Annotated in this window: 10 protein-coding genes; 6 read left to right on the top strand and 4 right to left on the bottom strand. The window is 67.3% G+C overall.

Translation table 11 applies throughout. The annotated features are described in order from the left end of the window. Positions 1–15 precede the first annotated feature (15 nt). The 4 genes from K8940_RS07245 to K8940_RS07230 all read right to left on the bottom strand — a co-directional run bounded on the left by K8940_RS07245 (position 16) and on the right by K8940_RS07230 (position 5,314). Positions 16–633: a glutathione S-transferase family protein gene (locus K8940_RS07245; RefSeq protein WP_223394210.1), complete on the bottom strand. Its 618-nt coding sequence runs from the start codon at positions 631–633 to the stop codon at positions 16–18. 66 nt (positions 634–699) lie between these two features. Further along, on the bottom strand, positions 700–1,980 hold the full coding sequence (locus K8940_RS07240; protein ID WP_223394208.1) for a NupC/NupG family nucleoside CNT transporter: 1,281 nt from the start codon (positions 1,978–1,980) through the stop codon (positions 700–702). Positions 1,981–2,188: 208 nt separating this feature from the next. Then, positions 2,189–3,100 carry an EF-hand domain-containing protein gene (locus K8940_RS07235; protein WP_223394206.1) on the bottom strand — a complete coding sequence of 304 codons (912 nt, stop codon included), beginning with the start codon at positions 3,098–3,100 and terminating at the stop codon, positions 2,189–2,191. 99 nt (positions 3,101–3,199) lie between these two features. After that, positions 3,200–5,314: a S46 family peptidase gene (locus K8940_RS07230; RefSeq protein ID WP_317847028.1), complete on the bottom strand. Its 2,115-nt coding sequence runs from the start codon at positions 5,312–5,314 to the stop codon at positions 3,200–3,202. Positions 5,315–5,439: 125 nt separating this feature from the next. Here K8940_RS07230 and K8940_RS07225 point away from each other — a divergent pair, with 125 nt between their 5' ends. The 6 genes from K8940_RS07225 (at position 5,440) to K8940_RS07200 (ending at position 13,693) form a co-directional block, all read left to right on the top strand. After that, entirely contained in the window at positions 5,440–6,639 is a 1,200-nt protein-coding gene (locus K8940_RS07225; RefSeq protein ID WP_223394204.1) for an ABC transporter permease, read from the top strand. Then, positions 6,636–7,385, top strand: coding sequence for an ABC transporter ATP-binding protein (locus K8940_RS07220; RefSeq protein ID WP_223394202.1), 750 nt, complete (start codon positions 6,636–6,638; stop codon positions 7,383–7,385). Before K8940_RS07225 ends, K8940_RS07220 begins: the two co-directional genes overlap by 4 nt. Before the next feature lie 20 nt (positions 7,386–7,405). Then, positions 7,406–8,413: an HlyD family secretion protein gene (locus tag K8940_RS07215; RefSeq protein WP_223394200.1), complete on the top strand. Its 1,008-nt coding sequence runs from the start codon at positions 7,406–7,408 to the stop codon at positions 8,411–8,413. A gap of 116 nt (positions 8,414–8,529) precedes the next feature. Continuing rightward, positions 8,530–10,557 carry a DUF3857 domain-containing protein gene (locus K8940_RS07210; RefSeq protein ID WP_223394198.1) on the top strand — a complete coding sequence of 676 codons (2,028 nt, stop codon included), beginning with the start codon at positions 8,530–8,532 and terminating at the stop codon, positions 10,555–10,557. 710 nt (positions 10,558–11,267) lie between these two features. Next, a complete protein-coding gene (locus K8940_RS07205; RefSeq protein ID WP_223394196.1) occupies positions 11,268–12,173 on the top strand; it encodes an SDR family NAD(P)-dependent oxidoreductase in 906 nt (301 codons plus the stop codon). A 230-nt stretch (positions 12,174–12,403) separates the two neighbouring features. Continuing rightward, on the top strand, positions 12,404–13,693 hold the full coding sequence (locus K8940_RS07200; RefSeq protein ID WP_223394194.1) for an outer membrane protein transport protein: 1,290 nt from the start codon (positions 12,404–12,406) through the stop codon (positions 13,691–13,693). The last annotated feature ends 22 nt before the right edge of the window (positions 13,694–13,715 follow it).

Genomic DNA, 13,715 nt, shown 5'->3' with positions numbered 1-13,715 from the left:
GCGCGCACAACCCTTTCAAACCCCCGCCTTCGCCGCCGGCCGCTCCATCATCGCCTTCAGCCAGCGGTTCACGTGAACCAGCTCGGCGTCCGGCCGGAAGCGCACCATCCGCGCGAAATCCAGGCCGGTGACGGCCAGGATGTCGGCGATGGTCAGGCGGTCGGCGGCGATGAACTCGCTCTCGGCCAGGCGGCGGTCGAAGACCTTCAGGGCCCGCTCGGCCGCCTTGCGGTTCGAGTCCGCCACCTCGGGGATCTGGGTCTCGATCGCCGCCAGGGCCGGATGACCATGGCGGACGGCCATCATCAGGGGCGTCGATAGCAGCATCTCGGCCCGCCGCGTCCACATCTCGATCACGGCGATCTCGCGCGGGTCACGGCCGAACAGGTTCGGCTCGGGATAGACGCTCTCCAGATAGCGGCAGATCGCCACCGACTCGGTGATGGTCGTCGCCTCGTCGATCTCCAGCGCCGGCACGTTGGGCAGGCCCGCCTTGGCCAGGTAGTCCGGCTGGCGATGCTGACCGCCGAAGATGTCGATGTCGACGATCTCGACGTCCTCGATCCCCTTCTCGGCCATGAACCAGCGGACCCGGCGAGGATTGGGCGCGCGGCGGCTGTCGTAGAATTTCATACAAAAATCCTCCCGGCTTTTGGCCGGGAGGATGATCTCATTCCGCAGCGGAACGGAAGCGTGGGCTTAAAGCCCGAACAGCGCCCGGGGCATCAGGCCGACCAGCGAGCCGGTCAGGCAGGTGGCGAGGAAGCCGGCCATCATGGCCTTCCACACCAGGCCCAGCACTTCCTGGCGACGCTGGGGCACCAGCACCGAGAAGCCGGCCACGTTCATGCCGACCGAGCCGATGTTGGCGAAGCCGCACAATGCATAGGTCATGATCATGCGCGTGCGCTCGTCCAGCAGCGCCCCGCCGACCTTCGACATCTGGATGAAGGCGGTGAACTCGGTGAGTATCAGCTTCACGCCCAGCAGGCCGCCGGCGGTGCCGGCCTCCTTCCAGGGCACGCCCATCGACCAGGCCAGGGGCGAGAAGACCACGCCCAGGCCGCGCGCGATGCTCAGCGGCTGACCGCCGACCGGCGGCATGACGCCCAGGATCTTGTCGACCATGGTGGCCAGAGCCACGAACACGATCAGGGTCGCGCCGACGTTCAAGGCGATCTGCAGGCCGTCGGTCGTGCCCTTCATGACGGCGTCGATCGCGCTGCCATAGGTCTTGTCCTCGGCGGCCAGATCCAGGTCCGCGCCCTTCTCCATCGGATCGGACGGCACGATGATGCGAGCCAGCAGCACGCCGGCCGGGGCCGAGATGATCGAGGCGGTCAGCACGTGGGCGGCGGCGTTGGGCAGCACGCCGGCCAGGATGGTGGCGTAGGCGACCATGGTCGAGCCGGAGACGCAGGCCATGCCGACCGTGATCAGCATGAAGAGTTCGGAGCGGCTCAGCTTGTCCAGATAGGCGCGGATGAAGATCGGGCCTTCGATCTGGCCCATGAAGATGGTGGCGGCGGTGGCCAGGGCCGGCGGGCCGCGCAGGCCTAGGGTCTTCTGGAACAAGAAGCCAAAGCCTTGGGCGGCCCACTTGAGGATCTTCCAGTGCCACAGCAGCGCCGACAGGGCGCAGACCACCAGGATCACCGGCATGACACGGAAGGCGAAGATGAAGCCCGCGCCCGGATTGCTGACCGGATAGGGCTGGTCGCCGCCGGCCAGGAAGCCGAATACGAAGGCCGTGCCAGCCTGAGTCGAGCTGGCCAAGCCCTCGACGGCGCCGTTGACGCCCTGCAGCAGCTGACGCGCCTGGGGCAGGCCGAACAGCACCAGCACCAACAGGACCTGGACGACGATGGCGGCGATCGCCAGCACCCACGGGAATCGTTTGCGATTCTCGGAAACGAGCCAGCATAGGCCCAAAGTGAGCGCCAGACCCGCCAGGGCCTGAACGTTCTCGGGACGGAACATCAAGACGAAGACCTTACAAAGAGGCGACGCCCCCGCGACGCCGACCAAGGGGCGAAGAATGACACCAAGTCAGCCGTCGCACGCAAGCGCCTTGCGTAAGGAATAGTTAAGGAAGGCGCCAGGCGCCTAAGTCAGAACCTTCTTACCGCGGGTCGCCCGTCATCCCGGGCGGCTCGGAAAGCCGTCCGGGATGGCAAGTGAGACGATGCTAGGCCGTGACGCTGGTTCCGCTGCTCGCCGTGCTGGACGAGGATGACGCGGTCAGCGCCGTGTCCAGCTGCGCCAGCAGCTTCTGCATCAGGTCGGCGGCGGCCGTGGAGCCCGAGATCAAGCTGGTCAGCGAGCTCGACGACGAGTCGGTCCCGGTCGACTGGCCTTGGTCGAGCATGGCGTAGAACTCGCCGCCGCTCAGCGAGCCGTCGCCATCCTGGTCGGCGGCCTTGATCAGGTCGGAGGCGGCGCTGGTCGCGTCCGTGCTGTCGGAGTCGTTGGCGGCGGCCAGTTCCTCGGCCGAGACGACGCCGTCCTGGTTGGTGTCCAGGCTCTCGAATACGCCGCTGGAGCCGCTCGAGCCGCTGGCCCCACCAGCGCCGCCGCTGGGCGGCGGGCCCGGCGGCGGACCGCGCATGGCCTGGGTCGAAGAATCGCTGGAGGCGGCGTTGGAGATGGCGGTCGAGATTTCCGCCGTCGACAGGCTGCCGTCACCGTCGCTGTCCAGGGCCGACACGATGTCCGAGGCCATCTTGCTGCTCGCGTCCGCGGGGGCGTCCGAAGGCGCGTTGGCGGCCAGGGCGGTGGAGATCTCGCTGGCGCTGAGCAGGCCGTCAGCGTCGGTGTCGCCCGCCGCCATCACCGAGCTGGCGACGTCGTCGACCGACTGGGTCGAGAGCAGCGCCGACAGCGTGTCGCCGCTGAAATTCCCGCCCGGCCCGCCGCCGCCGCGCATGGGCGGCGGACCTTTTTGCTGGCCCGAGCCCTGCACATTTTGCCCGATGGACGAGAATTCGCTCTGCGACAGCTGCCCATCGCCGTCGGCGTCGGCGGTCTTGAACACCGCCGCCTGCTGGAGCTGACGCAGCTGCGTCAGGTTCGTAGAGGACGTGAGGCTTGTGACGCTCATATCGCTCTCCCTTGGTTGAAGGCGTCGAAAGGCCGACGCCGGAGAGAGGGAGCCAAAAGTGTTCCAGGTTGCCGTCTGTTGCCGACCTGAAACGAAGCCTCAGCGGCCGGTCAGCTCTTCCACCAGGGCCTCGCGCTCATAGACCTTGCCCAGGGCCTCGACGATCGCCGCGGCCGAGACCGAGATGGTCCGGTTCCGCGCCCCCTCGTAGCCGTAGGCGCCGCCTAGCGACGGCAGGTTGCCGTCGAACGCCACGCCGATCAGCCTTCCAGAGGCGTCCAGCACCGGTGAACCGGAATTGCCGCCGATGATGTCGTTGGTGCTGACGAAGTCGAAGATCGTGTCGGGCTTCAGCCGGCTCCTAGCCTCCAGCCAGCGCGGCGCGGCGGCGAAGGGCTCGACGCCGGTCACCCGGTCGTAGAAGCCGGCGAAGGTGGTCGCGGCCGGGACGGCGGCGCCGCGCGCCTCCCAGCCGGCGATCTTGCCGTAGGACAGGCGCAGCGAGAACGTCGCGTCGGGATAAGCATTGTCGCCCAGCATCGCGAAGCGGGCCCTGGCGATCTTCTCGGCGGCGATGTCGACCGGTCCCGAGACCTCGGCCTCATAGGCGGCCCGGGCCGCGCGGGCGACGGGATCCGTGCGCAGGACGAAGCGGACCATCGGATCGTCCGAGGCCTCGACCGCCGCCAGACCGCCCTTCCAGAGCGCCATCCGGACCTCGGGATCGGCCAGCGCGCTCCCGGACAGCGCCTCGGCGACCCGCTCTGGGCTGTCGCGGCCCAGCAGCGCCCGGACCTGGGGCGCGTCGACGGTCAGGGCCTCGCGGGTCTTGAGCAGCCAGTGCTCCAGATAGATCCGCTCCAGCGCCGGATCGATCGGCGGCGCGTCGGCCAGCTTGCGCGCGATCAGCGGCAGGCGGGCGTCGGCGAATTCCGGCAGGCGCTCGGCCTCGGGCTTGGCCCGTTCCAGCGCGGCCCTGACCAGCAGGCGGGCGTAGTAGTAGAGCTCCGAACCGCCGCCCGCGCCGGCCTCGAGCATGCGCATGGCCGGGAACAGCTCGGCCGCCGCGTGCTGGGTCTTGGCGATGTCGTCCCAGGCGCCGGCGAAGCCGACCAGCGCCGGATCCTCGGCGACCTTGGCGCGCAGCGCGGCCTCGTCGCCCCGCTTGGCGTCCAGGAAGGCCTTGTCGTTCAGCGCCGCCTGCTTTCCCAGGCCTAGCTTGTAGCTGTTCTGGACCCAGGCCAGGGCCTGGCTGGCGGCGCGGGCCCGCTCGGCGTCGTCCCGCCCGAACTGGATCAGCCGACCGCGCAGCTCGGCCCGCTGCAGCTGCAGCATCGGCAGGACCAGATCGCGCTGGGTCTCCAGCTGGGCGACCGTCAGCTGGCGCTCGGTCGAGCCCGGATTGCCGACGACGAAGGTCGGCTCGCCCTCGGCCGGTGGCTTGCCGCGCCAGGGCAGGAAGTTCGGCGTCGCGGCCGGCGCGTCGTCGGCGTAGAGCCGCACGAAGGCGACGTCGAAGGCGTAGCGCGGGAAGTTGAAGTTGTCGGGATCGCCGCCGAACGAAGCGGACGCCGTCTCCGGCGCGAAGACCAGCCGAACGTCGTTGTAGCGGCGATACTTGTAGACCTTGTACTGGCCGCCCCGGAAGAAACCGATCGCCTGGCAGCGCAGCGTCTGGTCCTGGCCGCAGGCCGCCAGCTCGGCCACCGCCAGGGCCCCGTCGCGCGCTCGCACGAAATCGCGACCGGCCTTGCCCTCGGCGGCTGCGCGCACCTGGTCGGTGACGTCGATGATGGTCAGCAGCACCTCGGCCTGCATCCCGGCGCACTTGCGCTCGTCCTCGCGCGCGTCGGTCAGGAAGCCGTCCTGGACGTAGTCACGCCCGTCGCCCGACAGGACCTGGGCGCAGTCGGCGACGCAGTGCCCGTTGGTGAGGGCCAGACCCTCGCCGCTGACCAGCCCCGCCGAACAGCCGTTGGTCAGCCGCACGGCCGAGGCCTGGGCCGCGTCCAGCCAGGCGCGATCCAGGGTCACGCCATAGGCGGCCTTGATCCGCTCGACCGGGATCGCGTCGAAGGTCCACATGCCCTCGTCCGCCCGCGCCGACGGCGGCGCGGCCAGCGCCAGCGCCAGGCCAGACGCGGCGCCAAGGATCGTGAAGGGCGTGTTCGAGCGCTGCACTGGATCGTGGTTAGACCCGACAGGGGCGCCCAACCACCCCCTTCATCGCTCCAGGTGGATATTTCGTCCCTGAAATGCGCCTTACCCCGATTTAACTTGGACGTTCGCCGATCGCCGTTCATTGCTGCAACTATCGGTTTGGGGGAGCAAGAGTCCGAATGTCGTTGGCCTTGGCCACTCTTCTTTACGAGTGGCGACGTTACATGGCGGCCGTGGTCGCCCTGGCCTTCTCGGGCCTGCTCATCTTGGCCCAGGTCGGCATTTTCGTCGGCATCGGCAAGGGCTTTACCGCGCAGATCGACCGCGCCCGCGCCGATATCATGGTGCTGGGCCCGGGCGCCAAGGCCCTGTTCGGCGGTCCCTCGGGCCTGCCGCGCCGGATGATCCCGCTGGTCTACAGCCACCCGGAAGTGACCCAGGTCGCGCCGCTGGACGGCTCGGGCGGCCGCTTCCAGAACATCCTGTCGCCCGAGCAGCAGGCCAAGGAAGAGGCCCGCGCCAAGCGCGCCGGCAAGGGCAAGGGCGGCGGCGGTTCGGCCCGCAAGAGCGAGTTCGTCAACGTCACGGTGATCGACGCGATCCCCGGCTACGTGACCGTGCCGACCGACTACATGCAGTCGATGATCGAGGCCCTGCGTCGCCCCTACGCCATCGCGGTCGACGAAACGGCCCTCAAGCGCCTGGGCGTCAAGAAGGGCGACAAGGCGCTCTACAACGGCAAGACCGTCTATGTGGCCGTCGTCACCCGCGGCTATCCCAACATCATCCAGCCCACGCTGGTCATGTCGCGCGACACCCTGCGGATGCTGGGCGAGGCCGACACCGGTCAGCGCGTCGGCCCCCTGATGGTCGAGATCCAGGATCCGGCCCGCGCCGAGATCGTCGCGGCCCAGCTGAACAAGAAGGCCGACGGCAAGTTCCGCGCCTGGACCCGCCAGGAGCTGGCCGACGCCAACTCCAACGCCATGCTGGACGACCAGATCATCGGCATCATCCTGGGCTTCTCGGCCTTCCTGGGCCTGCTGATCGGGATCGTGATCACCTGGCAGACCCTGCGCGGCGCGATCATGGCCAATATCAAGGAGTTCGCCTCCCTGCGCGCCCTGGGCGTGTCGATGGGCGACCTGCGCAACATCGTCATGGAGCTCAGCTTCTGGGTCGGCATCGTCGGCGTCTTCGCCGCGGGCCTGCTGACCTGGCTGGTCTCGCTGGTCGCCGTCGCCGGCGGGGTGCCGATGTACTTCCCGCCGACGCTGATCGGCGTGGTCGCCGTCTTCCTGGTGGTGATCTCCATGGTGTCGGGCTTCCTGTCGCTGGGCATCCTCAAGAACAGCCAACCCGCGGACCTGCTGCGATGACCGGTGATAACGCGCACAAACGCGGCGAGACCGCGCTCGAGGCCAAGGGCCTAGTCAAGCGGTTCAAGACCGGCCGCACCTATATCGAAGTGCTCAAGGGCGTGAACTTCGACGCCAAGCACGGCGACGTGACCATGGTCATGGGCCCGTCGGGCTCGGGCAAGTCGACCCTGGTCGCCGCGCTCTCGGGCCTGCTGAAGCCCGACGAGGGCAAGGTCGCGGCCCTGGAAGCCAAGGACCTCTGGGCCCTGTCGAACGGCAAGATCGACAAGTTCCGCCTCGATCACTGCGGCTTCATCTTCCAGGGCTTCAACCTGTTCCCGGCCCTGACGGCCAAGCAGCAGGTGATGACCGCCCTGAAGTATCAGGGTGTCGGCAAGGCCGAGCAGGCCCGCCGCGCCCAGGCGGCGCTGGAGTCGGTGGGCCTCGGCCCCCGCGTCAACCAGCGCCCGTCAGAGCTGTCGGGCGGTGAGAAGCAGCGCGTCGCCATCGCCCGCGCCCTGGCCAAGAACCCGAACCTGATCTTCGCCGACGAGCCGACCTCGGCCCTCGACGGCAAGAGCGGCGAGACGGTGATCAAGCTGCTGCGCGCAGCCGCCACCGACCGCGGCGCGGCGGTGATCTGCGTGACCCACGACCCGCGGTTGGAGGCCTATGCCGACCGCGTCATCCACATCGAGGACGGCAAGATCCTGGACGACGTGCGGAGAACGCCCGACGCCAATCCTGCGTCGCTCAGCCACTGATTTTCTGGGGGAAATTCACGATGCCCGGCTTCCTGCGCCGACCCGCCTTCTACATCGTCCTCGTCGTCGCGCTGCTGCTCGGCGGCGGCGTCTTCTACATGAAGGGCCAGGCGGCCGAGAAAAAGAAGAAGCTCGAAGCCGCCGCCGCCCAGGAGGAGCCCTCCCCCTACGCGGCCATCGCCCAGGGCAAGGCCGATGTCGAGGGCGGCGTGATCCAGGTGGCCGCGCGCCGCCAGGGCATCGTCCGCGACGTCTATGTCCAGGAAGGCGACATCGTGAAGACCGGCCAGCCGCTGGCCAAGCAGGAGGACGACGACGTCCGCCTGGCCTCGCAGACCGCCGCCGCCAGCCTGGCCTCGGCCAAGGCCCAGCTGCAGCTCTTCCAGGTGCAGCTGCGCACCGCCCAGCGCGAGTACAACCGTCTGCAGGCCCTGAGCGCCTCGAACTTCGTCGCGGCCCAGCGCCTGGACGCCGCCAAGGATCAGATCGCCTCGGCCCAGGCCAATATCGGCGCCCAGCAGGCGGCCATCCAGGTCGCCTCGGCCCAGGTCGCCCAGGCTCAGTACAATCAGGAACTGACGATCATCCGCGCCCCGGCCGACGGCCGCATCGCCCGCCGCCAGGCCAATCCGGGCGCCGGCGCCTCGACCCTGAACGTGACCGCCATGTTCGACCTCGAGCCGAACACCCAGCGCATCGTCCGCGCCGAGATCGTCGAGGCCGACATCCCGAACGTGAAGATCGGCCAGGAGGTCGAGATCCAGCCCGAGAGCAACCCGGACCTGACCTATGTCGGCCGCGTCCTGCGCCGCGCCGCCGTCTTCGGCGCCCGCAAGCTGGCCTCGGACGATCCCAGCCAGCGCAGCGACGAGCGCGTCGTCGAGGTGGTGGTCAGCGCCGACGGCGCCCCGCTGCTGGTCGGCCAGCGCGTGCTGGTCAAGTTCATGAAGCCCGGCCAGAAGGCCGGCGTAAAGCGCGACAAGCCGACCCAGCCGGTGGCCGGCGGGATGACGAAGAAGAAGACGTAGGGGCGGTCAGTAAGAGAGCGGGCGGCGAGCCCCGCCCGCAGCTCGCGACATAAAAGCCCCCTTGAACCTTAGGTTGTCGATGCCACAATGGCGCGAGAGCGGGGGGGAGAGGCTTGGTGCGCGTACTGCTGTTGATGTTGACGTCCGTGCTCGTCGGAAGTCCGGCGTACGCGCAATCTGAACAGGTCCGTCGCGGACCTGCGCCGGGATGGGCCACGCAGTCCGGGCTCTTGCCTGTACCCGAAGTCGTCGATGGTCCGATGTTCGTCCGCCGCCAGGATGCGGAAGTACATCTCAGTGATCAGGGACAGGCGCAGTATATCGCCTCCCGCATCAAGATCCTGCAATCGGCCGCACTGCAGCTCGGCAACATCTCGATCGCCTGGAACCCGCAGGCCGGCGCACCGATCGTGCATAAAATAGACGTCATCCGGGACGGCCAAGTCACGGACGTTTTGAGCCAGGCCTCGTTCGAGGTCCTGCGTCGCGAGGGACAACTTGAAGAAGCTCGGCTCGACGGCGTCCTGACGGCCGTCCTCCGCGTGCCGGACCTCCGGGTAGGAGACGAGCTCGAGATCGAATTCACGACCTTCGTGAGCGATCCCACCCTAAAACGCAATCAATCTGGGCTTCTCATCATCGCGCCCAGTCCTTCGCCGGGGCGGTATCATCTGGGGCTTAGCTGGGATCAGGGGCGCGAGCCCAAGCTGAAGATGACGCCCGATATGGCCGCGGCCATGGTGAAGGGCGAGCGTTCTGTCGATTTTCGGTTCGACAATCCGGCGACCGTCTCGCCGCCGAAGGACGCGCCGCCTCGCTATCAGTGGCAGCGCACGGTCGAGTTCACCGATTTCACCGATTGGGCGTCCATTTCACGTCACTTCGCTCCCCTCTATGCAAAGGCGGCGACGCTCGCCCCCGACTCCTCTGTCAAGCGCGAGGCGAAACGTATCGCGGCGGCTCAAGCAGGTCCGCTTGACCGTGCGCGCGCCGCGTTGAAGCTGGTCCAGCAGGACGTCAGGTACATCTATGTAGGCCTCAATAGCGGCAATCTCACCCCGTCTTCCGCGGACGAGACCTGGCAGCGCCGGTATGGAGACTGCAAGGGTAAGACCTCGCTCCTATTGGCGCTTCTGCAGGAGCTTGGGATCGAAGCCGAGCCAGTGATCGTGAGCTCAGGCGGCGATGACGGCTTGGAACAGCGCTTGCCGATCCCGCAGTTCTTCGATCATGTTCTTGTGCGTGCGCACATTGATGGCGCGACCTACTGGCTCGATGGAACGCTGCCTCCTGTCGCGCAGCCAAGCGCGCGGCCAATCTTCCCGGTGAACTGGGGCCTCCCCCTGACAGCCGAAGGCAGCAACTTGGAAAGGCTGCCGCCAAAGCCCCTGACAACGCCCGACGAGATCAACCTGTTCGAAATCGACGCGCGAGCCGGCTTCGACAAGCCGGCGCGGATCGTGTCGACTCATATCGTCCGTGGCGTGCAGGGCCTTCAGGAGCAGTTGCAGTTTTCAACTGTGACCTCCGGGCAGTTGCTGGAGGCCTTCCGTCAGCGCGCCGTCGGGGAGACCTGGCAGACGATCGATGACGTCCGGTGGCGCTATGACGAGAAGGCCGAGGCAAGCATCCTGACAATCAGCGGCGTCGGCGCGATCGACTGGGATGACGATGGTGACGGTGCGAAGTCGCTGTCGCTTCCCGGCGGCGGCTTCAGTCCGCCCGAGCGGCGCGTCCGGGCGGACGACCAGAACAAGGAGCTCCCCTTCTATACCGCGCCCGAATACATCTGCCACGTCACGACAGTACAGTTGCCCAGTTCGACACAGCCAAGACAATGGTCGTCGGCGGCGAGCTACGACGCGCACTTGTTTGGTCGCAACTACTACCGCGCGTGGGAGCTGCGCGACGGAGCCGTTCGCATGGTCCGCGGATCGCGGATCGAACAGGCGGAGATCGACGCCGCGACCGCCCAGCGTGACAATGCCCGCATCGCCGGATTCGATAACAGCATGGGTTGGATTTCCTACAAGCCGACTGGACGAAAGGCCTCTGTCGGCGACGGAGCGACCGTACCGGCGACCTATGATTTCGATTGGACGGCCAAGGACGTTCCGTGCGCGGTAGCGACGAAACGTCCATAGATCCATGGAGCGCCAGGATTGGATGCCTCAAGGCGGTCTTACCGCACCCTCTGAACGTCGTACGCTTCCGGGCAGAGAGATCGATCGTGCTCGGACCGCTTACGGGGATTGAGCGGCCTCTATCCTCGGAATTCGCGAGATCGAATCCGGCGAATTCAAAGGCTTGTCGATTTTAGACGCCGCTGAATGATCCGCGTTGAATCCGGCCCCCATACTAGCTGCACCTGATGGCTTGAAAGGGACGTCCGCCGGCGATCGTGACGGCTGTCAGGGGTGGTCGAGCGGGTCGCGCTCGCCAGTGCGGGGGAAACTCCGCAACCGCGTCCTTCCCCGAGGTAGTCGACCCTGGAACACAGAAACGACCTCGGGCGCGGGCTGGCGACACTACAGGCGCGGGCTGAAATCGCCCGTGCGGTCCGGACCAGGCTTAGCCGGCCTGTCCGCCCGCCGGAGGCGCGTTCGGGAGCGGGCTAACACCCCGCGACCCGGAGGCTTTCGGACAACGGCTGCGCGGAGCGCTCTGGCTTCGTCGAAACGGTACTCAATACTCACACTCCGGGCGTCGCCCGGGCGCTCCGCGTCCCTTTCATCCCTTCAGCGGGCCAGCCGCGTGAAGGCGAAGAACCGTGCGCGCGGGCTCCCCTTGACGCCCCTCCTCCCGCGCCGCACAACACGGCCAAACCAAACACGCGTTTGAGGGAGACTTCGGCATGGCGGACATCCGCTTCGACGGCAAGGTGGCGATCGTGACGGGGGCCGGCGGCGGCCTGGGCCGGCAGCATGCCCTGGAACTGGCGCGTCGCGGCGCCAAGGTCGTGGTCAACGACCTGGGCGGCAGCGTCGACGGCTCGGGCGGCTCGTCCGAAGCGGCCCGGAAGGTGGTCGCCGAGATCGAGGCCTTCGGCGGCGAGGCCATCGCCCACGGCGCCTCGGTGACCGACGACGCCGGCGTCGCCGACATGGTCAAGACGACCATGGACAAGTGGGGCCGCATCGACATCCTGATCGCCAACGCCGGCATCCTGCGCGACAAGACCCTGACCAAGATGGAGCTGGCCGACTTCGAGCTGGTCATGCAGGTGCACGTGTTCGGCACCTTCAAGCCGATCAAGGCGGTCTGGGACATCATGAAGGCCCAGAACTACGGCCGCATCGTCGTCACCACCTCGTCGTCGGGCATGTACGGCAACTTCGGCCAGTCCAACTATGGCGCGGCCAAGATGGCGGTGCTGGGCCTGATGAACACCCTGAAGCTCGAGGGCGCCAAGAACGACGTGAAGATCAACGCCATCAGCCCGGTCGCGGCCACCCGCATGACCGAAGGCCTGATGCCGCCGGAAGTGCTGGCCAAGCTGGCCCCGGAATACGTCACCCCCGGCGTCGTCTACCTGGCCTCGGACGAGGCCCCGACCGGCGCGATCCTGACCGCCGGCGCCGGCGCCTTCGCCCTGTCGCGCATCTACGAGACCGAGGGCGTCTATCTGGGCGAAGGCGGCCTCTCGGCCGAAGAGGTTCGCGACAGCTGGGACAAGATCACCGATGAGGCGGGCCAGAAGGCCTACTTCAACGGCGGCGAACAGGGTCAGAAGTTCTTCCGAAAGATGGCCGGAGGCTGACGCTAGGGAAAGAACAGATCGACTCGAATACCTACGTTCGGCCAGTATTTGACATAACAGCGATTGATACGGGGGCCTTGCGCCCCCGTTTCTTTAACAGAACTGACAAAATTCACGTTCTGGACAATTTATAGCAACGCTCTTTGAACAGATGCGTTAAACGCGGCGCTTCTCGAGCGCCCGAACGGGCGTTCGACCCGCCTCTCCGTCCCCCAGAAGGTCGTAGTCACATGTCTCTCTCGCGTACCAGCCTCGCCGCCGGCGTCGCTCTGCTGGCCCTCGCCGCCGCTTCCCAGGCCTCCGCTTCGGCCTTCTACCTGCAGGAACAGTCGGTGCGCGGCACCGGTCGCGCCTATTCCGGCGAAGTCGCCGACAAGGGCGTCGGCAGCCTGTGGTGGAACCCCGCCTCGATCGCCGGCATCGAGAAAAGCGAAGGCTATTTCGGCCTGAACCTGATCCAGGTGGACTCCAAGGTCGTCAACAACGGCTCGACCATCACCCGTCCGGTCCCGGTGACCACGGCGATCGGCGGCGACAACACCGCCTTCGACCCGATCAATGACGGCGTCGTGCCGAACGCCGGCGTGGCGTTCCGCGTCAACGACAGGCTGTCGCTGGGCGTCTCGGTCGCCGCGCCGTACAACTTCACCACCGAATACAACGCCAACAGCTGGACCCGTTACGACGCGCTGAAGTCGCAGCTGCGCACGGTCAATGTCGACGGCGTCGTCGCTTACCGCGTCAACGACATGATCGACCTGGGTGTGGGCGTCACCGCCCTCTACGCCGACGCCGAGCTGACCAACGCCCTGCCCAACATCTCGCCGCTGCAGCCCGACGGTTCGCAGTCGCTGAAGGGCGACGGCTGGGCCTACGGCTACACGGTCGGCGCCCAGATCCACCCATCCAAGAGCCTGACGATCGGCGCCAGCTATCGCAGCAAGATCGACCAGAAGCTGGACGGCACCGTGAAGGTCGCCGGCCTGCTGGCCCCGATCCCCGCCGCCAACAACTTCACGGTCGACGGCCAGGCCAAGATTACCCTGCCCTGGATCGCCAACTTCGGCGCCCGCTGGGCGGTGAACGACCAGTGGACCCTGAACGGTTCGATCAGCCGCGTGGGCTGGGGCGAGTTCGACGCCATCCGCGTCACCTTCCCGGGCGGCTCGTCGACCAGCGTCCAGGACTATAAGGACGTGACGACCTACGCCGTCGGCGTCGACTACCAGGCCTCGCCGCGCCTGACCCTGCGCGCCGGCGTCCAGTACGACCCGACCCCGACGCCGGACGTCGGCCGCACCGCCCGCGTGCCGGACGGCGACCGCATGATGTACGCCGCCGGCGCCACCTGGGCCGCGACGGACAACATCAAGCTGGACGCGGCGATCAACTACATCAGCTTCGACGACACCAAGATCGCCCGCACCGACACGACCGCGACCAGCTCGGTCGTTCGCCTGAACGGCGACGTGACCGGCTCGGCCGTCGTGCTGTCGACGGGCGCCCGCTTCAGCTTCTAAGGCTGACGCATCGCTGAAACGA

This window comes from Caulobacter segnis (assembly GCF_019931575.1).
Lineage (GTDB): Bacteria > Pseudomonadota > Alphaproteobacteria > Caulobacterales > Caulobacteraceae > Caulobacter > Caulobacter segnis_C.
Note: the sequence above shows the minus strand (reverse complement) of the source record. Positions and strands in the feature narration are given on the sequence as shown.

Bases quoted from the DNA above. Each gene is read 5' to 3' on its own strand.
- K8940_RS07245 (WP_223394210.1), bottom strand. From the start codon at position 633: ATGAAATTCTACGACAGCCGCCGCGCGCCCAATCCTCGCCGGGTCCGC.
- K8940_RS07240 (WP_223394208.1), bottom strand. From the start codon at position 1,980: ATGTTCCGTCCCGAGAACGTTCAGGCCCTGGCGGGTCTGGCGCTCACT.
- K8940_RS07235 (WP_223394206.1), bottom strand. From the start codon at position 3,100: ATGAGCGTCACAAGCCTCACGTCCTCTACGAACCTGACGCAGCTGCGT.
- K8940_RS07225 (WP_223394204.1), top strand. From the start codon at position 5,440: ATGTCGTTGGCCTTGGCCACTCTTCTTTACGAGTGGCGACGTTACATG.
- K8940_RS07220 (WP_223394202.1), top strand. From the start codon at position 6,636: ATGACCGGTGATAACGCGCACAAACGCGGCGAGACCGCGCTCGAGGCC.
- K8940_RS07215 (WP_223394200.1), top strand. From the start codon at position 7,406: ATGCCCGGCTTCCTGCGCCGACCCGCCTTCTACATCGTCCTCGTCGTC.
- K8940_RS07205 (WP_223394196.1), top strand. From the start codon at position 11,268: ATGGCGGACATCCGCTTCGACGGCAAGGTGGCGATCGTGACGGGGGCC.
- K8940_RS07200 (WP_223394194.1), top strand. From the start codon at position 12,404: ATGTCTCTCTCGCGTACCAGCCTCGCCGCCGGCGTCGCTCTGCTGGCC.